The sequence below is a fragment of the Methylobacterium fujisawaense genome, from assembly GCF_014138435.1.
Classification (GTDB): Bacteria; Pseudomonadota; Alphaproteobacteria; order Rhizobiales; family Beijerinckiaceae; genus Methylobacterium; species Methylobacterium fujisawaense.
Genome location: NZ_JACJIM010000001.1, coordinates 99663 through 117524, shown reverse-complemented (window position 1 = coordinate 117524; position 17862 = coordinate 99663). Strand labels below are relative to the sequence as shown.

Genomic DNA, 17862 nt, shown 5'->3' with positions numbered 1-17862 from the left:
GTTCGACGCTTCCGGTCAGGACGCACCGCGCGTGGCCCTGGCCCGGCCGTATCTTCGCGCGTGTGGAATAACACCGCGTAAACGCGGCCGGATCGCGTCTGACCGGGCGTGGATCCCACCCGGCAGGATCTGCCGGGACCGCCGCCGCGCCCGGCGAACCCTGCCGGGTCCGGAACGCCGCGACTCTGAAATTTCAAAGACTTAGCCCTGGCATGCCGGTTGCGGCGCATCGAGCCTGCGGGCCAGAGCGGCGCGTATTGGGATCGTTCGCCATGGATCTTTTTTCCGCCCTGCAGACCTCGGTCTCCGGTCTCCAGGCGCAGTCCTATGCCATCAGCAACATCTCCGGGAACATCGCGAACTCGCAGACGACCGGCTACAAGCGCATCGACACCAGCTTCGTCGATCTGATGGCCGAGACGACGCCGAAACGCGAGGTCGCCGGATCCGTCCTGGCCCAGTCGCAGCTGACGAACACGATTGCCGGCAACGTGGTCTCGTCCAGCGTACCGACCAACATGTCGATCAGCGGCACCGGTTTCTTCACCGTGGTGCAGAAGACCGGTGACGCGAACAATTCGCCAACCTTCAGCGGCGCGAATGTCTACACGCGTCGCGGCGACTTCTCGCAGGACAAGGACGGTTATCTGGTCAACGGCGCGGGTGGGTACCTGACCGGGACCAACCTCGATCCCACGACCGGTCAGGTCACCAGCACGGGCCCCGTCAACATCGGCAACCTGACTCTTCCGGCGCAAGAGACGAAGACGATCACGTATTCGGCCAACCTGCCGGCCACGCCCACGGTGAGCGCCTCGGCTCAGCCACCCAACAGCATCGCCGGTCCCTCGATCACGGGCTACACCACGACCGGGGCACCGGTGACGATCAGCATGCGCTGGGTTCAGACGACGACGGCCGGCACCTCGCCCTCGTCGTGGGACTTGTACTACAACAGCAGCACCACCGACACGCCGTCTTGGACGCAGACCGGGCCGGCCTTCACGTTCGACTCAACCGGTAAGCTCACGAGCCCGGCTTCTACCACGCCGGTACCGCTGACCGGCGTGCAGATCGGCGACTATACCTTCTCGTCGCTCAGCCTGGATATCAGCGGCGGCCTGACCCAATACGCGGATGCCAGCGGTGCCGTGACCACCAAGACGCTGAGCCAGAGCGGCAACAGTGCCGGCACCCTGATGAGCGTCGCCGTGGGTGAGGACGGCAAGATCAACGGCACATTCTCGAACGGTTCGGTGATTCCCGTCGCGACCGTGGGCATCTCGCAATTCGCCGATCCCGACGGGCTGAAGGCCGACGGGAAGGGGAATTATCTGCAGACGGCCGATTCCGGGCCGCCGCTCACCGGTCTCAACGGCAGCACGATCAATGGTGCCAGCATCGAGCAATCCAATACCGACATTGCCAGCGAATTTTCTAAGATGATCGTAACCCAGCAGGCGTACTCTGCGAACACGCGGGTCATGTCGACGGCGCAGACGATGATGTCTGACCTGCTGAACGTGATTCGCTGATTGAGGCCGGGGCTCGCGACGCGGAGGCCGTGATATGTCGCTGAACGCGATTTCGACCGCGACCGCGGGTTTGGCCGCCACGCAGGCGGCCATCAACATCGTCTCGCAGAACGTCGCCAATGCGGGGACTGCGGGCTACGTCAAGCGCACGGTCTCGACGGTCGCCACCGGCACCAACAATTCGGGTGTCGCCGTCGGGACGATCACCCGCAGCTTCGACGCTGCGGCCCTGAACCAGCTGCGGCTGGAGACATCGGGGGCTGCCTACACCAGCACCAAGGCCGGCATCGCCACCCAGCTCGATGCCCTCTACGGGACGCCGGGCAGTTCGACCTCCCTCGACGGCACGCTGAACACCTTCACGCAGTCGCTTCAGGAACTCGCGGCGAATCCGACCTCGGCGGCCGCCCGCACGACGGTGCTGGGCAACGCCTCCGCGCTCGCGAGCCTGATCAACAGCTCCGCCGGCACGGTTCAGAACCTGCGTACCGGCATCGAATCGCAACTGGGCAGCGATACGAGCGCCGCCAGCACGCTGCTGGCCAACATCGCGACCCTGAACGGCAAGATTCAGAACAACACCGACAGCACCACGCTGACCGCCCTTCAGGACCAGCGCGACCAGGCGATCAACAGCCTGTCCAGTTACATGGATGTCCAGACGTCCGATCAGAGGGACGGAACGGTCTCGGTGATGACCCGGTCGGGGGTCACACTGGTGGATCACGGAAACGCGGCGACGCTCAGCTTCGACGGACGCGGGATCCTCGACGCCAATTCCGCCTATTCCACCGATCCGACGCAGCGCACGGTCGGCACCATCACGGCCACGCTGCCGGGCGGCGGCAAGATCGATCTCGGCGCCCCCGGCGTGCTGCGCTCCGGGAGCTTGGCCGCCGGGATCGAACTGCGCGACCAGACCCTGCCGCAGGCGCAACGTCAGCTGGACGACCTCGCGGCCGGCCTGGCCAGCGCGCTCAGCGACAAGACCGTCACCGGCACGTCCAACGGCACGCAGACGTCCATCGACCTGACCGGCATCCAGCCGGGCAACACCCTGACCTTCCCGGTGACGGTGAACGGCACGGTGCGCAACGTCATCCTGGTCGCGTCCAACGATGACGCCACGTCAGTCCCCGCGAGCCAGACCAAGGATTCCACGGCCCTCGTCCAGACGTTCAAGATTCCGAGCAGCGGATCGGACTACGCCGGCGCGATCAACACGGCCCTCGGGAATCTCGGTCTCTCCGCCAAAGTTGCGGCTTCGGGGACCGGCGCCGCTCTGGTGATCGGGCCGGCGGCCGGGAGTTCCGACACGGTGACGTCGGCGACGGCCAACATCACCCCGATGTCGTCGGTCAGTGACCTGACCTCGGGCAACCCGTCGCTCGCCCTGTTCGTCGACGGTACGCCCAACAAGCTCTACACCGGCTCGCTCGACAATGGCTCGCAGCTCACCGGATTCGCCCAGCGCATCACGGTCAATGCCGCCCTGTCCGGAAACACGGCGGCGCTCACCCAGACGAGCGCCACCGATCCCAGCGCCTCCGGGTCACGCGCCCAGAAGCTGTTCTCGGCGCTGACCTCCACCCAGCAGACCTTCTCGTCGTCCAGTGGCATCGGCGGTGTCTCGGCGCCCTACAATGCCACCGTGATCGGCTTCGCGCAGGACATCGTCTCGACCCAGGGGGCGGCCTCCGCGAACGCGTCGGCGATCGACGACACCCAGCAGACGGCGCTCTCCACCGCCCAAAGCCGGTTCTCCGCCGGGGCGGGCGTCAATATCGACCAGGAGATGTCGAATCTGATCGCTTTGCAGACCGCCTACGGCGCCAACGCCCGGGTGCTGACGGCGGCCCGCGACATGCTCAACCAGCTGCTGCAGATCTGATCATGACGACGATCACCCCCTTCGCGGCCGGCTCGTACATCACGAATCGCAACGCCTCGCAGCTCCTGACGCTGAAGAACCAGCTCAACGACCTGTCGAACCAGCTCTCCAGCGGTCAGGTCTCGCAGACCTATGGCGGGCTCGGCTCCGGTCGCTCCACAGCGCTGGCGGCTCAGGCCACCTTGAGCGCCCTCAACGGCTATGCCAGCGGCATCACCGCGGCCCAGACCCGGACCAACCTGGCGGTGACGAGCCTGTCACAGGTGGCGAGTATCGGGACGAGCACCGCGTCGACCTTGCAGAACGGCCTGCAGAGCGTGGCGGCGAACTCCGTGTCCGGCCGCGCGACGGCGCTGGCCAACCTCCAGACGGTGCTCGACACGCTCAATCAGTCGGCGGCGGGCAATTACCTGTTCGGTGGGACCAACACCGAGACCCAGCCGGTGCTCGATGCGAACACGATCCTCAACGGATCGACCGACTCGACCGGCCAAACGCTCGACGGCCTCACGGATGTCATCAACGAGCGGGTCAGCGCACAGCTGGGCACCCAGGGGAACGGCCGGCTGACGCAGAGCGCGTCGACGGCGATCCCAATCCAGGTCACGGAGGAATCGAACCCCGGGACGCGCGGCAATTTCGGCTTCACCCTCGGCAGCACCGCGACGGCCACGGGGGCTCTGACCGCCTCCGTCTCGAGCACGGTCCCGGCGACCCTGACCGTCAATCTGACGAGCGCGAGCGCTCAGCCGGCCCCCGGCGACAGCATCAGCTTCTCGCTGGTGACACCCGAGGGGACGTCCACGACCATCACGCTGACCGCAGCGACCAGCGTGGTTGCGGGCTCGAACTCCACCTTCGCGATCGGCGCCAACTCCGCCGAAACGATGAAGAACCTCTCCGATACCCTCACGAAGGCGCTGACGGGCGCGGCGAGCAGCACGCTGGCGGTGAAGGCTACAGCCGACGCGGCGACGCAGTTCTTCAGCGGGTCCGTGAACGGGGGGCCGGGCGGAAACGGCGTGATCCCCCAGCGGGTCGTCTATTCCGGAACCAACCCGGTCGGATATGCAAGCCCCGACCCGAACACGACGGTGCTCTGGTACCAGGGCGAGAACACCTACGACACGTCCAAGACGCCGCCGGAGCCGACCTCTGCGATCGATACCCAGTCGGTCCAGGTCAGCGCGACCGGCACCGTCGGCACGGGAGCGCGGGCCAACACGCCCGAGATCCAGAACGTGCTGGCGGGCTTGGCGACCATGGCCTACGCCCTGCCGACCACGAACGATGCCAGCACCTACAACACCTATCAGGCCGTCGCGACCAAGGCCGGCGGGCTGCTGGCTTCCGCCAGCCAGACCCCCAGCGTCCAGGACACGGTCACGCAACTGACCATCGCGTCGGCGCGCCTCTCGAACGCCAGTACGACCAACAAGGCCACCCAGAACACCGTCCAGAACACCCTGGACGGAATCGAGCAGGCCTCCCCCGAAGAGGTGATCACCAAGCTGCTCGACGTGCAGAACCGGCTCCAGGCCAGCTATCAGGTCACCTCGACGCTCTCCAAGCTGTCACTGGTGAACTACATCAGCTGATCGTTCACGGGGATTGGTCCCCGACCGAGCGCGGCCGGTATCCGAAAGATCCGTCTCGGCCCGAGCGACCATAGTCCTGCCGTTTTCCGGGATTGAACCGCGGCGTGCGGACGCGCCCACGCGCCGTGATTCGATCGAGGAGAGGTCGGCATGTCGCTGCCCGGACCCATCGAACTCGTCCTTCGCCTCGGGATCGCGCCGCGGATCGGCGCGATCGGGATGGTGGAACAGGCCGTCGAGGCGTATCTTGCGGGCTATGCCCATCCCGGCGAGCGCGCCATCGCCCTCGACATCCTGTTGCGCGACCTCGCCCGTCTGCGCATCCACGAGCCGGATCTCGATCCGTTCATCGGCGAGGTCGAGCAGTACATCGACCAGCTTCACCGGAATCTCGCGCGCCAGGCCGCCTGAGATGCGCGGGCGGCTCCGCATGCTGGCGGTTATGGCGGCTCTCATCGCGGCGGGCCTGTCCGGCGCCGGGACGGCCGCCGCCCTCGATCTCCGGGACCTGCCCAAGACGCCCGGACCTGTGCCGTGCCCCTCCAAGGGGCCCGGCTTCGTGCGCCTGCCGGGGAGCGGCGGCTGCATCCGCATCTCGGGCCGCGTCACGGCGGGAGCGGATCTGGGCGCGGGGCATGGCGTGGCGGCGGCGGCGCCGGCCGTCGCCGGCCGCCTCGCGATCGACAACCGCGCGGACACGGATCTCGGCGAGGTGCGGACCTACCTTCGGATCGGCACCGGCCGCCGTTGAGGCGCGGCTCAGAGGTTGCGCGAGAGGACCAGCGGTCCGCTGCGCACGCCACGGCCGTACGGGGAGGGGGCCGGAACCTGCCGGCCGTAGCCGGACGGCAGCTGAGCCCGGCCGATCTCCTCCGCCAGGGTCTTGATCAGCCCTTCCGATACGGTCTTGGCGCTGGCGAGCACCGTCTGGTTGGCCTCCACGGCCGCGGTGAAACGGCGATGGGCCGTGCGCAGGGCCTCGACCCCGTCGGGATGGAAGCGCTTCAGCGCGACGGCGTTCGCCTTCGCGACCTCGAGGCCCTGCATATAGGCGGCGGCCAGCGCGGCCTTCGGCTCGGCCGCGGCGACGCCCTCCTGCAGGCGGCCCTCCCGGACGAAGGCAGCCTCCTCGGCGAGCACGGCCTCCAGGGCGGCCATGTTGCCGAGCACGCCGGCCACCAGGGCCTCGGCGGTGACCCGGTCCGCGACGCGCAGCGGTTCAGCCCTTTGCATTGGTCGCTCCATCGCTCGCCGCACCCTGCATCTTCATGATCTCACGGAAAATCGAATCGGCGATGCCGACGCCGCCGCTCTTCACGATCTGGGTCGCGTATTCCTTGGTCAGCATCGAGCGGTAGACACCGCCGCCGGTGCCGTTCTCGCCCAACGGTCCCTCGGTGCCGTCCGATTGGGTCAGCCGATCCAGGCTGTTCTCCAAGAACATCGATTCGAACTCGGTGGCGGTCTTCCAAGCCTTGGCCTTGCTGGCCGACTTGATGACCCCGTCGACGGCGCTCCCGGCGACCGAGGTCCCGATGCCGGCGGCATTGGCCGCGAGACTGGCGAGTTGCAGCATGGTTCGACCCTCCAGGTCCGGTTGATCACATCAGCTCGATGTCGGCCTGAAGTGCGCCGGCGGCCTTGATCGCCTGCAGGATCGAGATCAGATCCCGCGGGCCGACACCCAGCGCGTTGAGGCCATCGACCAGCTCGCGCAGGCTGACACCCTCCTTGACCAGGGCGAGCTTGTTGCCGTCGCCGGTATCGACCTTCACGCCGGTGCGCGGCACCACCACGGTGCGGCCATTGGACAGCGGCGCCGGCTGGCTCACCTGCGGCTGTTCCGTGATGGTCACGGTGAGATTGCCCTGCGCGATCGCCACCGTGGAGACGCGCACGTCCCGGCCCATGACGATGATGCCGGAGCGCTCGTCGACGACGACCCGGGCGGTCTGGTCCGGTTCGACCTTCAACTGCTCCACCTCGGTGATCAGCCGGATCATGTTGCCGTTGTAGCGGGTCGGGATCTGGATCGTGACGGTTGCCGGATCGGTGGGCTCGGCGGTGTCGGCGCCCATGAAGTCGTTGATCGCGGCGGCGATCCGCTTCGAGGTCGTGAAGTCGGGATTGCGCAGGGAGAGCCGCAGCGCGCGTGCGTCGTTCAGCTTGAAGGCGATCTCGCGCTCGATATTGGCGCCGTTGGAGATCCTGCCATTCGTCGGCACGCCCCGGGTGATCTTGGCGGCATCGCCCTCGGCCGAGAATCCCGCGATCGCCACCGATCCCTGCGCCAGGGCGTAGACCTCGCCGTCGGCGCCGAGGAGCGGCGTAACCAGCAGGGTGCCGCCCTGGAGGGACTTGGCGTCGCCCAGAGACGAGACCGTCACGTCGATCCGCGTGCCCTGCGCGGCGAAGGGCGGCAGGCTCGCCGTCACCATCACGGCGGCGAGGTTCTGCGTCCGCATCGTGGCGCCGCGGGTGTTGACGCCGAGGCGCTCCAGCATCGCCTGCAGCGACTGCTTGGTGAACGGGATATTGTTGAGCGTGTCGCCGGTGCCGTTGAGGCCGACCACGATTCCGTAGCCGACGAGCTGGTTCTGGCGGACGCCCTCGATGGAGGCGAGGTCCTTGACGCGCGACAGGGCCAGCGCCGGCCCGGGCAGGGCGGCGAGCAGCAGGGCGCCCGCGACGACACCGAGCAGAAACCGGAGGGGACAGAACGCGTGACGCGGGCGCATGTCGGATTTTCGACCAAGAACGGACCTGCCGCCATCCTGCCAGGGCCGTGCCAGTCGAGCCGGTGCGGCAAGGCTTTGAAGGAATGGTATTTTTCGCTCCGGGTCCCCGGCGGCGCGTTCCGGCGCACCGGGACCGAACCTGCCGACCCGGCAGCTTCTGCCGCCTCGTTTACCCGCGCTTAACCCTAGGGGCCGAGTTTCGGGTCCTGCGCGGGGGCGCTTGGAGCAACGCGAACCGGATCATGCGTGTCGAGACTCGCCAGCCGATCCAGAGTGCCGGCGGCGTCGCGGCTCCCCGGAAGCCCGAGGGGGGCGCCGGCTTCAGCCTCGGTGCGGCCCCGGCTCCCGGGACGGGGGCCGGTGCGCCGGCAGCCGCCGCGACTTTGGCCGGGCTGGACGCGGTCCTGCTTCTCCAGTCCGAGGCCGATACACCCCAGGAGCGGCGGCGGCGCTCGGCCCAGCGCGGCCACGACCTTCTCGATGGTCTCGACCGACTGAAGGCGGCGCTTCTCGGTGGCCGCGTCGCACCGCAGGAGCTGCGCGCCATCGCCGGCCGGCTGAACGAGCGTGCGGGCCTGTCGGGAGATCCGCGGCTGGACGGCCTGATGGCCGAGATCGAGCTGCGGGCCGCGGTGGAACTCGCCAAGCTGGAGATGGCCCGGGGCGTCTGACCGGGCGTCCGCGACGGTCGGCGCGAGCAGAGGCACACCGTCCGGCGGCACCGCGCGCCGTTTCGCCCCGTCGCGGCGTGCGCGATAGCTTTTGCGTCGGACGCGAGCCCGGCCCGGCTAAACCACCCGCCGCTTCGGTCCCGCCGGCAGCATCTGCGGCTCGCCCGGTCCGGTCTCGACGCCGAGATCCGGCACCGCGATGATCGGCGCGCCGCGCAGGTCCTTGCGGGTGACGATGGCGCCGCGCTCCTCGAGATAGGCCAGCATCCGCCGCGCCCGGCCGCCCGAACTGGTGCCGTAGGCCTCGGCCAGCATGGTGTCGGTCGGGCAGGGGGCACCCTCGATGGCGGCCCGGGCGACCACCAGGAACAGGCCGGCGAGATCGTCCGGCAGGCTCGCCGCGATCGCCTGGGCCTGCTCCCAGCCGGAATTGTCCGCCACCGCGCCCCCGGCCTCGGCCCGCGCCACGGCGAGTCGCCGCTTGAACTCGGGCAGGCCCATCGTGTCGCCCCGCAGTCGGCGGATGCGGCAGCGGACGGTGAAGTCCTGATAGAGCGTCGCGGGCGTGCAGGCGGCGGCGTCGGCATCTGCCAGCACGGAGGCCAGAACCTCGGCGAGGGCCGCCTCGCGAGCCTCCGGGTCCATGGGCTCCTCTTCCGGCTCCTCGGCGGGCACCGGCGGCCGGTAATTGGCGAGCTGGACGAGCACGTCCGGCGCCGGGGTGGGGCGCGGCTTCGGGCGCGGGGCCAACGGCGCCACGATCTCCTCCGGGCTTGCCGTGAGGATCAGCGCGCGGGCGTCTTCCAGGGCGTCGGGCAGGGGGACGAGGACCGGCGAGGAGCTCCGGCTCACGGTCTGGGTCGGTCCGACCGCGATGGTCAGCGGGCGCCGCGACAGGGCCGGGCCAAGGGCCACGAAATGGCCGCGCGGTAGATCGCGGAACGTCTCGGCCTGCCGGCGCTCCAGGCCGAGCAGGTCGGCGGCGCGGGCCATGTCGATGTCGAGGAAGGTCCGGCCCATCAGGAAGTTCGAGGCCTCGGCCGCGACGTTCTTGGCGAGCTTGGCGAGGCGCTGCGTCGCGATGATGCCGGCGAGGCCGCGCTTGCGGCCGCGGCACATGAGGTTGGTCATCGCGCCGAGCGAGAGGCGCCGGGCCTCGTCCGAGACCTCGCCGGCCGCCGCTGGGGCGAAGAGCTGCGCCTCGTCCACGGCCACCAGCATCGGGTACCAATGGTCGCGGTCGGCATCGAACAGGCCGCCCAGGAAGGCCGCAGCGGCCCGCATCTGCCCGTCGGCGTCGAGATTTTCCAACGACAGCACCACCGAGACCCGGTGCGTCCGCACCCGGGCAGCGATGCGCTGAAGGGCGACGTCGTCGCCGTCCGCCTCGACCACCACGTGACCGTAGCGGTCGGCGAGGCTGGCGAAATCGCCTTCGGGGTCGATGATCGCCTGCTGCACGAGGCCGGCGCTCTGCTCCAGCAGCCGCCGCAGCAAATGCGATTTGCCGGAACCCGAATTGCCCTGGACCAGAAGCCGCGTGGCGAGCAGTTCGGTGAGGTCGAGGAGCGCGGGGCGCTCGCCGGTCAGGCCGAGATCGATGTCGGAACGCATAAGGCCTCATAGCACGGCCCGACGGATCCGGGTGCGCCGCCGTCGCGCTGTCCACGCTTCCCGCCATACCAGCCGTGCCGCGCCCGGCCTGGACCCGGACGCCGCGGCCCTGTACGGCCACCGGCCTCCCAGAACGAACCCGGATCTACGACACGATGGCGGCCTGCGGCCTCGACTTCGGCACGTCGAACACCACCCTCGGGCATAACGGCCCGGACGGACCGACGCTGCTGCCCCTGGAAGGCGCGCACCGGACGATCCCCAGCGCGATCTTCTTCGAACTCGGCCGGGAGCCCATCATCGGCCGGGCCGCGACGGCGGCCTATGTCGAGGGCCGGTCCGGCCGGATGATGCGCGGCCTGAAATCCGTCCTCGGCACCCCGCTCATGGATGAGGCCACACCGGTCGGCCGCCAGCGGCTGCGCCTGCGCGACGTCATCGCCCGCTATCTCACGGCCGTGAAGGAGCGCGCCGAGGCCGCCTGCGGCCAGAGCCTCGACAGCGTGGTCCATGGCCGCCCGGTCCACTTCGTCGATGGCGATCCGGAGGCGGACCGCCGGGCCGAAGACACGCTGCGGGACATCGCCCGCGACGTCGGCTTCCGGGAGGTCTCGTTCCAGTACGAGCCGATCGCGGCCGCCCTCGACTACGAGCGGCAGGTCCGGTCCGAGGAGATCGCGCTGGTCGCCGATATCGGCGGCGGCACCTCGGATTTCTCCATCGTGCGCCTCGCGCCGGAGCGCCGGGGCCGGCCGGACCGGGCCGGCGACATCCTGGCCAATGACGGCGTGCGGATCGGCGGCACCGATTTCGACCGTCAGCTCAGCCTCGGCACGGTGATGCCGCTCCTCGGCCTCGGAAGCCCGATGCGCCGGGGCGACCTCGCGGTGCCGAACGCCTATTACCACGACCTCGCCACGTGGTCGGCGATCAACCGTCTCTACAATCAGAAGACCCTGCGGGAGATCGACGAGGTGATCCGCGACGGCGCCCGGCCCGACCTGCTCGCGCGGCTGCGCGAGGCGGTGGAGGGGGAGCGCGGACACGCCCTGGCCGGGGCGGTGGAAGGCGCCAAGATCGCGGCCTCCGAGCAGGATGCGACGGTGCTCGATCTCGGCCTTCTGGAGCGCGGCCTCTCCGTGCCGGTGGATAGCGCGACCCTGTCGGCCCAGACCGGTGACCTCGCGCGGGCCGTGGCGGCCCGGATCGCGCGCTGCCTCGCGCAGGCGGAATTGCCGGCCGACCGGGTCGACGCCCTGTTCCTGACCGGCGGGTCCACCGGCCTGCCGCATCTGCGCGCCGCGCTCACGGCCGCGCTGCCCGCCGCCCGGGTGGTGGAGGGGGACACGTTCGGTTCGGTGGGGCTGGGCCTGACCATCGAGGCGGCCCGTCGCGGAGCGTGAAGCCGCACCCGGGTGACGTCGCCCGGCCCTCGGGCACTCGGCGTCGCCCGGATGACCTAGAGGGCTGCATCACCCGGGACGCTTGTACCTGAGACGGGGTCGCTGCAGCGCCGCGCTGCCGAATGGCCGCGATCGCGCGGCTGCGATTGACGGGCCGGCCCCGATCCCCGACAAGGCGATCCCTTCCGCTCGGAGACAACGGCGGCCCATCCGGGCTCCTCCGCGCCGCCTCGCCCGATGCTGTTCAACTCCTTCGTCTTCCTCCTCGCCTTCCTGCCGACCGCGCTGATCCTGCACGGGCTGGTGGCGCGCGCCGCGCCCGCGTGGCGGCTGCCGCTCCTCGTCGGCCTGTCCTTCGTGTTCTACGGCTGGTGGGATGTCCGCTTCGTGCCGCTGCTCGCCGGCTCGATCCTGGCGAACTGGTGCGTGGCCCGTCTCTATCGGCACAGGCCCGGCCGATGGCTGATCCCGGTCGCCATCGCCGCCAACCTCGCCCTCCTGGGGGTGTTCAAGTACCTCGATTTCGCGGCCGATCTCGCCAACCTGATCCCCGGCCTGGAGACGCAGCGGCTCGGCCTCGCCCTGCCGCTCGGCATCTCGTTCTTCACCTTCCACCACATCATGTATCTCGCCGACCTGCGGGCCGGCCGGGCGCCGAGCTTCGGGCTCGTGAAATACGCCCTCTACATCGCCTTCTTCCCGCAGGTTCTCGCCGGCCCGCTCGTGCGCTGGAGCGAGATCATGCACCAGTTCGACGAGCAGCCCTACGCGCGGCCCGACGCCGCCGAGCGCTTCGCCCGCGGGCTGATGCTGCTCACGGTGGGGCTGGCCAAGAAGGTGTTCCTCGGCGATCCGCTCGCGGAATACGTGAATCCGGTCTTTCAGGCCGCCGCCGCCGGCAAGGCCGTCACGGTGGTGGAGGCGTGGCAGGCGACGCTGGGCTTCACCTTCCAGATCTATTTCGACTTCTCCGGCTACACCGACATGGCGCTGGGCATCGCGCTGCTGTTCGGCCTCGTCCTGCCCCAGAATTTCGACGTGCCCTACCGCGCCACCTCCCTGCGCGACTTCTGGCGGCGGTGGCACATGACCCTGTCGCGCTTCCTGCGCGACTACCTCTACGTGCCGATGGGCGGGAACCGCCGCGGGCTGCCGCGGCAGGTCGGGGCGCTCGCCGTAACCATGACGCTGGGCGGCCTCTGGCACGGGGCGGGCCTGACCTTCCTCGCCTGGGGGGCGCTCCACGGGATCGGCCTCGGGGCCGGGGTGCTGGCGCGCCGCGCCCGGATCGCGATCCCCGCGCCCCTCGGCTGGGCGCTCACCAGCCTATTCGTGGTGCTCACCTGGGTGCTGTTCCGGGCGACGAGCTTCGAGGCGGCCCTCGTGATCTTCAAGGGCCTGTTCGGGCTGGCGCCCAGAGGCTCGGGCTTCAAGTGGCGCACCATCGCCATCGCCGCCCTGGTCGCCACGGTCGGGCCCACCGCCTGGACTGCGGTGCACCGCCTGCCGCCGCGGCGGCTCCTCGCCTGCGGCTTCGCGCTGCTGTTCGTGCTCGTCCTGCTGAAGATCGGCGACGATGCGAACTACGAGTTCATCTACTTCCAGTTCTGAGGATGGCGCCCGCTCCCCCCACCACCGATCGGGACTGGCGTGCCTTCGTCCGCATCCTGGCCCTGTCGATGGTCGGCCTGTTCGCGGGCTATCTGGCCCTCGCGGTCGTGGTCGATCCCTACGATACCGGACGCTCGACGCTGCTGTCCCGGGGCGCCGTGCGGCCGCAGGGACCCCGCACCGCCTCGGCCATGCGCGGGCGCGATCCGGCCTATTCAGGCGTGGTGATCGGCAATTCGCATATCCAGCTGATCGAGCCGGCAGCCCTGACGCAGCTCACCGGCATTCCGTTCCTGCAGCTCTCGGTGCCGGCCACCGGTCCGTCCGAGCAGTTCGCCCTGCTCGGCTGGTATCTGAAGCACCATGCGAGGCCCGACGCGATCGTGCTCTCGGCCGACGCATTCTGGTGCGCGGACGACCCCGCCTTTCCGAGCGAGCATGGATTCCCCTACTGGCTCGTGGGCGACTGGCCCGCCTATCTGAGGGGGCTCATCCGCTTCTCGGCCGCGCAGGAGACGGTCAACCGCCTCGGCTGGCTCCTAAATCCGCGCCACAAGACCGCCGCGGCCGACGGCTGGTGGGATTACGAGCGCAACTACCTGAGCCAGGGCTTCGGCATCGATCCGGCCAAGAAGGCGGCCCTGGAAAAGCCGGTCGGACCCGAGCCGGAACCGCATCATGGCGGCCCGTTCCCGATCGCAGCGCGGCTGCGCGCCGAGCTGGCCCGTATCCCGGCGGCGACGCCGGTCGTGGTGGTCTTTCCCCCGGTCTACGCGCGGGCCGAGCCGCCGCCCGGCAGCCCTCGGGCGCGGGCCGAGGCCGCCTGCCGGGCCGAAGTGCGCGCGGTGCTCGCGCAGCACGCCCTGAGCACCGTGGTCGACTGGCGCGACGGCCGGTCCGCGGCGGCGGATCCGGACCAGTTCTTCGATCAGACCCATTACAGGCTGCCGCTCGCCCGAAGCCTCACCGCTGAAATCGCCGCCGCGATCGTACGGCTGCGGACCCGATGACAGCGTAAAAGATCTGTACCGTGGCCTGTTTGCCGCACGCGGCGATGCAGTGACAGCCGGTTACAACCCCTGCATCTGTGTGCGTTGTAGCGCTGAGGCACCTCGACTATACGGCACCTCACGTTATCGCCGCACACCGGCCATCCCCTGGTGGGCGGTTTACCATCCAGCGAGGGTGACGCATGGCGAAGGTGCAGCTGGAGGACGGCTACGTCCCGTCCGACGACGAGCCCTTCATGAATGACCGGCAGCGCGAATACTTTCGGCGCAAGCTGCTGAGCTGGAAGAACGACATCCTGCGCGAGGCGCAGGATACGCTGGTGGCGCTCCAGAGCGAGAACGAGAACCATCCCGACCTCGCCGATCGCGCCTCGTCCGAGACGGACCGGGCGATCGAGCTCCGGGCGCGGGATCGGCAGCGGAAGCTCACCGGCAAGATCGACGCGGCTCTCGCCCGGATCGAGGACGGGTCCTACGGCTTCTGCGAGGAGACCGGCGAGCCGATCTCCCTGCGCCGGCTCGACGCGCGGCCGATCGCCACCCTGTCGCTCGAGGCCCAGGAGCGTCACGAGCGCCGCGAGCGGGTCTACCGCGACGACTGAGCGCGGTCCGGCTCAACGCCGGGGCGCCGCTTTTTCCGATCGCGTGGTCTACTGCGTCAGGCGCAGCGCGCCGATGCTCGCCTGGATCGTCTGGAAGGCCTTGATCAGGTCGTCCGACGTGTTGGCGAGGAAGTATTGGTCGGCCGACGAGGCGCAGTTCTTCAGCAGGGTCTGACCCGCCGCGTCGATCGGGTCGGACGGAATGCTGAATCCGATCGTGTAGATCGAGATGTTCACCGCCTTGGCGTTGCTGCACGCCTCCGCCGTCAGGGCGTCGAGGGCGGAGCGGGCCGTGTTCGCATCCGCGATGTTCTGGTATTTCGGCGGCATGCGCGGATTGGGTGTCGTGCCGTTGGCGTTCTTGAAGTAGGCGGCCGCAAAATAGAGCGATCCGGTGGGCGCGTACGGATTGGCGCTCCAGCTGTTGGTGCCGTCCGTCATCAGGATGATGACCTTGTTGATCGTCGACGCGTTCGAGCTGTTCGCGCTCGACGCGTAGGGCTGGCCGTCGGCGAAGACGCTGTTGGGCGAGAGCGTGCGCCAGCCCCACATGAACCCTTCATGGATATTGGTCGATCCCAGCGGCGCCATGTTGCTGATGAGGGTCTTCAGGGTCGATGTGTTGTTGGTCAGCCGTTGAAGCGGTTGAGTCGTGCAGCCGAAATTCGGACCGTTCGGGATGCCGAGGGGAGAGGCGGACACGGCGTCCGTCGGGTTGACGTACTTGCACGCCTGTCCGAGCGCCGTCGTGTAGGAATTGCTGTTCTGGCAGCTGCCGCCGGTGCGGTCGTCGAGGTAGCTGTTGTAGCTGTAGGCCGTCGGATTCTGGCTCCCGACGGGGAAGGGAGCGACCTGCGCACTGGCATCCCCCGGCTCGTCCGGTGCCAGGAGGGGCACGTAGTAGGAATCCTTGTTCGAGGCGGTTGGCGCGCCGTCCTGCACGTTGAGCGGGTACGACAGCGTTTCGAGGCACCCGGCCCAGCCCCAGGCGCGGTTGACGGCCTGCAGTTTGGCGAAGACGTCGAAGCGGCTCTTGAACGGCGCGGGGGGCGACTGGACAATATTGGTCCAGTGGTAGCTCGATATGCCGTTCAGATCGATCCAGGAGGCGTAGCGGTAGGCCGTCGGATCGACCGCCACGGCGCCGGCGAAGGGCACGATCGCGATCTTGGTCGCGCTGGAGAAGGCCGCGCTGGTGTAGACGTAGTCCACGAAGTTCGCCGCAGCCGACTGCACGGCCTTGAGCTTCGACTGGCCGCCGCTCGATTCCGCCATCGAACCGGTATTGTCCAGCACCAGCGCGATCTCGAAGGTCTTCGGAAGCGGGGTGGCGCATTGCGCCACGGCGCCCGGATTGATCCGCTTGGTGCCGGTGAGCGCGCCGAAGAAGGTTGTCGACAGCTTGTGCGTGGTCAGGGTGATCTTGCGGGGGTTGTTAGTGATGGCCAGAGGATCGACCACGAGGTTCGCGGTCCCCATGGCGCCGGTCATGGTCGTCACGGCGAGGGTGTTGAGGTCGGCCTGCGGCGTGGCGAGCGGCGTCTGGCAGAGGAGCAGGGCGGTGGCATCGGTCGCGGCCTGCAGCTTCGTCTCCAGCCGTGTGGCGAACCCGTAATCGATCGCCGCGCCGCCGAGCATCAGCATCGGCACGCTGAGGAACGCGAACAGCAGCGCGACGTTGCCGCCGCGATCGTGGAAGAACCGGGGTCGCCGCGGCTTGGGGGCGCTGTCAGGACGCACGATTGACCACTGTGCCATCGCAATTCGCGTGTTTGGTGTCCGGAAGGACGACCTCGGTGTACGTGTTGGCGCCGTAGGCCTTTCCGCCGCGGGTCGGCCAAGGCGCACTGCTCTTGAATGTGATCGTGCCGCTGACGCCCTTGGCGAGCTTGACCAGGGTGCTGCCGATCATCGGCGCGTAGCTGATGGTGACTTCCGCCTGAACGTAGCGCATCCCCGGCGTCAGGTAGCCGTCCGGGACGGTGAGGTCGGCCGCGGATCCGGGGCTGCGCGCGGTGGCGTTGGCGTTGGCGACGCTGGAGCAGACCAGCGGAACCGGGCTCGGGTTCTTCAGGTCGACGCCCATGGCGCTGACCACGATCGTGACCTTCGACGTATCGAACGGGCGCATCACCGCCGTGGCGGAGGCGATGATGTCGTTCATCAAGGTGGGGCTGATCGGGTTCTGCGTGTCGCCCTGCGCCGTCAGATCCGCCACGGTGCGGGCGAGCTGCGTGAGCTTGCGCCACTCGTCGATGGCGTGCGCCACCTCGGTCATGCCGGCCCAGATCGCGAGCAGGAGCGGCAGGATGACGGCGAATTCGACCATCGCGCCGCCACGCCCGTCGCGCCGCAGCCGCGCTGCCTGGCGGGCTAGGACGGAGACGACGGGCATGGGCTCCCTCCGACGATCTGGTAGGGCTCGGTCCGGAACACCGCGGTGGAGGTCAGAAGGCTCGATCCCGCTGCGGAGCCGCTGGTGAATTGCCGCGTGTTCAGACCCATCAGGTTGAAGAAGGTCGGGAACGGCACCGCCGCGGTGACGATCACGATCGTCCCCGGCGAAGCGCATTTGTAGTTGCTGCCGAAGCTGGTGTTCCACGTACCCGTCGCGGTATCGATCGGCTTGGCGGCGGTGGCATTCGCGAAGCTGCTCGCCGTCGCGACGTCGATCTTGACGTTCTGGCAATTGAAGACCGTGGCGACGGGCGTGCTGGCCGGACCGCACATCCGGGTCTTCAGGGCCGCGAGCAGGATCGCCGGATCGGTCTGACCCGCCGTGTCGAGCTGGAACTGGCCGGTGAAGATCGTCCGGACCGCGTTCTGCAGGGCGCGATCGAAGTTCTGCGTCGCCCAGATCTGGAAGGCGATCTGGATGACCGCGCCGCACAGCGCGAGAAAGGGCAGCGCCACGAGGGCGAATTCCACCGCGGCCGCGCCGCTGGCGTCACGCCCCAGGCTCTTCAGCAGACAACCTGACGTCGCTTTGCTCCGCGCGCTGAAGTGTCTTCGGGCGTTCATGAGCAAGCAGATCAGTCAGACATGGCCATACAAGTCGATGTGAGGCCAAGATTTTGCAAAACTCTTAATTCGATCGGCGAGAGCTGGTTTATCCAGGGACTACTACTTTTGGTTGTATCGATGCGGGCGATCGATGAGGCGCCGTTGACCCGATTGGGTTGCGCACCA

The 17862-nt window shown here is 68.7% G+C and carries 17 protein-coding genes; 10 read left to right on the top strand and 7 right to left on the bottom strand.

Annotation, left to right across the window (positions count from 1 at the left end):
* The first annotated feature begins 272 nt into the window (after positions 1-272).
* The 5 genes from GGQ91_RS00535 to GGQ91_RS00515 all read left to right on the top strand — a co-directional run bounded on the left by GGQ91_RS00535 (position 273) and on the right by GGQ91_RS00515 (position 5775).
* Positions 273-1535 carry a flagellar hook protein FlgE gene (locus tag GGQ91_RS00535; RefSeq protein ID WP_182591150.1) on the top strand — a complete coding sequence of 421 codons (1263 nt, stop codon included), beginning with the start codon at positions 273-275 and terminating at the stop codon, positions 1533-1535.
* A 34-nt stretch (positions 1536-1569) separates the two neighbouring features.
* Positions 1570-3426: a flagellar hook-associated protein FlgK gene (gene flgK, locus GGQ91_RS00530; RefSeq protein ID WP_043352238.1), complete on the top strand. Its 1857-nt coding sequence runs from the start codon at positions 1570-1572 to the stop codon at positions 3424-3426.
* 2 nt (positions 3427-3428) lie between these two features.
* Positions 3429-5024, top strand: coding sequence for a flagellin (locus GGQ91_RS00525; RefSeq protein ID WP_043352237.1), 1596 nt, complete (start codon positions 3429-3431; stop codon positions 5022-5024).
* Positions 5025-5174: 150 nt separating this feature from the next.
* The gene (locus GGQ91_RS00520; protein WP_043381729.1) at positions 5175-5435 is read left to right on the top strand and encodes a hypothetical protein; all 261 of its coding nucleotides are present in this window, start codon (positions 5175-5177) and stop codon (positions 5433-5435) included.
* A gap of 19 nt (positions 5436-5454) precedes the next feature.
* Positions 5455-5775 (top strand): porin, encoded by a 321-nt coding sequence (locus tag GGQ91_RS00515; protein ID WP_246410525.1) that lies wholly within the window; start codon positions 5455-5457, stop codon positions 5773-5775.
* An 8-nt stretch (positions 5776-5783) separates the two neighbouring features.
* Here GGQ91_RS00515 and GGQ91_RS00510 read toward each other — a convergent pair whose 3' ends face one another.
* Genes GGQ91_RS00510 through GGQ91_RS00500 form a run of 3 tightly spaced genes read right to left on the bottom strand, consistent with a single transcriptional unit; the run spans position 5784 to position 7762 of the window.
* Positions 5784-6257, bottom strand: a complete 474-nt coding sequence (locus GGQ91_RS00510) for a hypothetical protein (protein WP_053608860.1) — start codon at positions 6255-6257, stop codon at positions 5784-5786.
* Entirely contained in the window at positions 6244-6600 is a 357-nt protein-coding gene (locus GGQ91_RS00505; protein ID WP_043381723.1) for a rod-binding protein, read from the bottom strand. Before GGQ91_RS00505 ends, GGQ91_RS00510 begins: the two co-directional genes overlap by 14 nt.
* Positions 6601-6625: 25 nt before the next feature.
* Positions 6626-7762 carry a flagellar basal body P-ring protein FlgI gene (locus GGQ91_RS00500; RefSeq protein ID WP_043352227.1) on the bottom strand — a complete coding sequence of 379 codons (1137 nt, stop codon included), beginning with the start codon at positions 7760-7762 and terminating at the stop codon, positions 6626-6628.
* A 242-nt stretch (positions 7763-8004) separates the two neighbouring features.
* On the opposite strand from GGQ91_RS00500, the gene GGQ91_RS00495 reads away from it, so the two are divergent.
* The gene (locus tag GGQ91_RS00495) at positions 8005-8433 is read left to right on the top strand and encodes a flagellar assembly protein FliX (RefSeq protein WP_043760456.1); all 429 of its coding nucleotides are present in this window, start codon (positions 8005-8007) and stop codon (positions 8431-8433) included.
* A gap of 117 nt (positions 8434-8550) precedes the next feature.
* Here the strand turns inward: GGQ91_RS00495 and GGQ91_RS00490 are convergent, their stop codons facing one another.
* Positions 8551-10047 carry a helicase HerA domain-containing protein gene (locus GGQ91_RS00490; protein WP_043381719.1) on the bottom strand — a complete coding sequence of 499 codons (1497 nt, stop codon included), beginning with the start codon at positions 10045-10047 and terminating at the stop codon, positions 8551-8553.
* Between the two features lie 155 nt (positions 10048-10202).
* On the opposite strand from GGQ91_RS00490, the gene GGQ91_RS00485 reads away from it, so the two are divergent.
* The 4 genes from GGQ91_RS00485 to dksA all read left to right on the top strand — a co-directional run bounded on the left by GGQ91_RS00485 (position 10203) and on the right by dksA (position 14673).
* Entirely contained in the window at positions 10203-11450 is a 1248-nt protein-coding gene (locus GGQ91_RS00485; RefSeq protein ID WP_182591148.1) for an Hsp70 family protein, read from the top strand.
* 237 nt (positions 11451-11687) lie between these two features.
* Positions 11688-13061: an MBOAT family O-acyltransferase gene (locus tag GGQ91_RS00480; protein ID WP_182591147.1), complete on the top strand. Its 1374-nt coding sequence runs from the start codon at positions 11688-11690 to the stop codon at positions 13059-13061.
* Positions 13062-13063: 2 nt separating this feature from the next.
* Positions 13064-14071: a hypothetical protein gene (locus GGQ91_RS00475; protein WP_182591146.1), complete on the top strand. Its 1008-nt coding sequence runs from the start codon at positions 13064-13066 to the stop codon at positions 14069-14071.
* A 182-nt stretch (positions 14072-14253) separates the two neighbouring features.
* On the top strand, positions 14254-14673 hold the full coding sequence (gene dksA, locus GGQ91_RS00470; protein ID WP_012322444.1) for an RNA polymerase-binding protein DksA: 420 nt from the start codon (positions 14254-14256) through the stop codon (positions 14671-14673).
* Positions 14674-14721: 48 nt separating this feature from the next.
* Here the strand turns inward: dksA and GGQ91_RS00465 are convergent, their stop codons facing one another.
* From GGQ91_RS00465 to GGQ91_RS00455, 3 genes are read right to left on the bottom strand one after another with little or no spacing between them, the layout of a single operon-like run.
* Positions 14722-16431 carry a TadE/TadG family type IV pilus assembly protein gene (locus tag GGQ91_RS00465; RefSeq protein WP_182591145.1) on the bottom strand — a complete coding sequence of 570 codons (1710 nt, stop codon included), beginning with the start codon at positions 16429-16431 and terminating at the stop codon, positions 14722-14724.
* Positions 16403-17068 (bottom strand): TadE/TadG family type IV pilus assembly protein, encoded by a 666-nt coding sequence (locus tag GGQ91_RS00460; protein WP_043760461.1) that lies wholly within the window; start codon positions 17066-17068, stop codon positions 16403-16405. Before GGQ91_RS00460 ends, GGQ91_RS00465 begins: the two co-directional genes overlap by 29 nt.
* The gene (locus GGQ91_RS00455) at positions 17047-17694 is read right to left on the bottom strand and encodes a TadE/TadG family type IV pilus assembly protein (RefSeq protein ID WP_078947025.1); all 648 of its coding nucleotides are present in this window, start codon (positions 17692-17694) and stop codon (positions 17047-17049) included. The genes GGQ91_RS00460 and GGQ91_RS00455 overlap by 22 nt, the downstream gene beginning before the upstream one ends.
* Positions 17695-17862: the final 168 nt, after the last annotated feature.

Excerpts from the sequence above, each read along its gene's own strand:
- GGQ91_RS00535 (WP_182591150.1), top strand. The coding sequence starts at position 273 with ATGGATCTTTTTTCCGCCCTGCAGACCTCGGTCTCCGGTCTCCAGGCG.
- flgK (WP_043352238.1), top strand. The coding sequence starts at position 1,570 with ATGTCGCTGAACGCGATTTCGACCGCGACCGCGGGTTTGGCCGCCACG.
- GGQ91_RS00525 (WP_043352237.1), top strand. The coding sequence starts at position 3,429 with ATGACGACGATCACCCCCTTCGCGGCCGGCTCGTACATCACGAATCGC.
- GGQ91_RS00520 (WP_043381729.1), top strand. The coding sequence starts at position 5,175 with ATGTCGCTGCCCGGACCCATCGAACTCGTCCTTCGCCTCGGGATCGCG.
- GGQ91_RS00515 (WP_246410525.1), top strand. The coding sequence starts at position 5,455 with ATGCTGGCGGTTATGGCGGCTCTCATCGCGGCGGGCCTGTCCGGCGCC.
- GGQ91_RS00510 (WP_053608860.1), bottom strand. The coding sequence starts at position 6,257 with ATGCAAAGGGCTGAACCGCTGCGCGTCGCGGACCGGGTCACCGCCGAG.
- GGQ91_RS00505 (WP_043381723.1), bottom strand. The coding sequence starts at position 6,600 with ATGCTGCAACTCGCCAGTCTCGCGGCCAATGCCGCCGGCATCGGGACC.
- GGQ91_RS00500 (WP_043352227.1), bottom strand. The coding sequence starts at position 7,762 with ATGCGCCCGCGTCACGCGTTCTGTCCCCTCCGGTTTCTGCTCGGTGTC.
- GGQ91_RS00495 (WP_043760456.1), top strand. The coding sequence starts at position 8,005 with ATGCGTGTCGAGACTCGCCAGCCGATCCAGAGTGCCGGCGGCGTCGCG.
- GGQ91_RS00490 (WP_043381719.1), bottom strand. The coding sequence starts at position 10,047 with ATGCGTTCCGACATCGATCTCGGCCTGACCGGCGAGCGCCCCGCGCTC.
- GGQ91_RS00485 (WP_182591148.1), top strand. The coding sequence starts at position 10,203 with ATGGCGGCCTGCGGCCTCGACTTCGGCACGTCGAACACCACCCTCGGG.
- GGQ91_RS00480 (WP_182591147.1), top strand. The coding sequence starts at position 11,688 with ATGCTGTTCAACTCCTTCGTCTTCCTCCTCGCCTTCCTGCCGACCGCG.
- GGQ91_RS00475 (WP_182591146.1), top strand. The coding sequence starts at position 13,064 with ATGGCGCCCGCTCCCCCCACCACCGATCGGGACTGGCGTGCCTTCGTC.
- dksA (WP_012322444.1), top strand. The coding sequence starts at position 14,254 with ATGGCGAAGGTGCAGCTGGAGGACGGCTACGTCCCGTCCGACGACGAG.
- GGQ91_RS00465 (WP_182591145.1), bottom strand. The coding sequence starts at position 16,431 with ATGGCACAGTGGTCAATCGTGCGTCCTGACAGCGCCCCCAAGCCGCGG.
- GGQ91_RS00460 (WP_043760461.1), bottom strand. The coding sequence starts at position 17,068 with ATGCCCGTCGTCTCCGTCCTAGCCCGCCAGGCAGCGCGGCTGCGGCGC.
- GGQ91_RS00455 (WP_078947025.1), bottom strand. The coding sequence starts at position 17,694 with ATGAACGCCCGAAGACACTTCAGCGCGCGGAGCAAAGCGACGTCAGGT.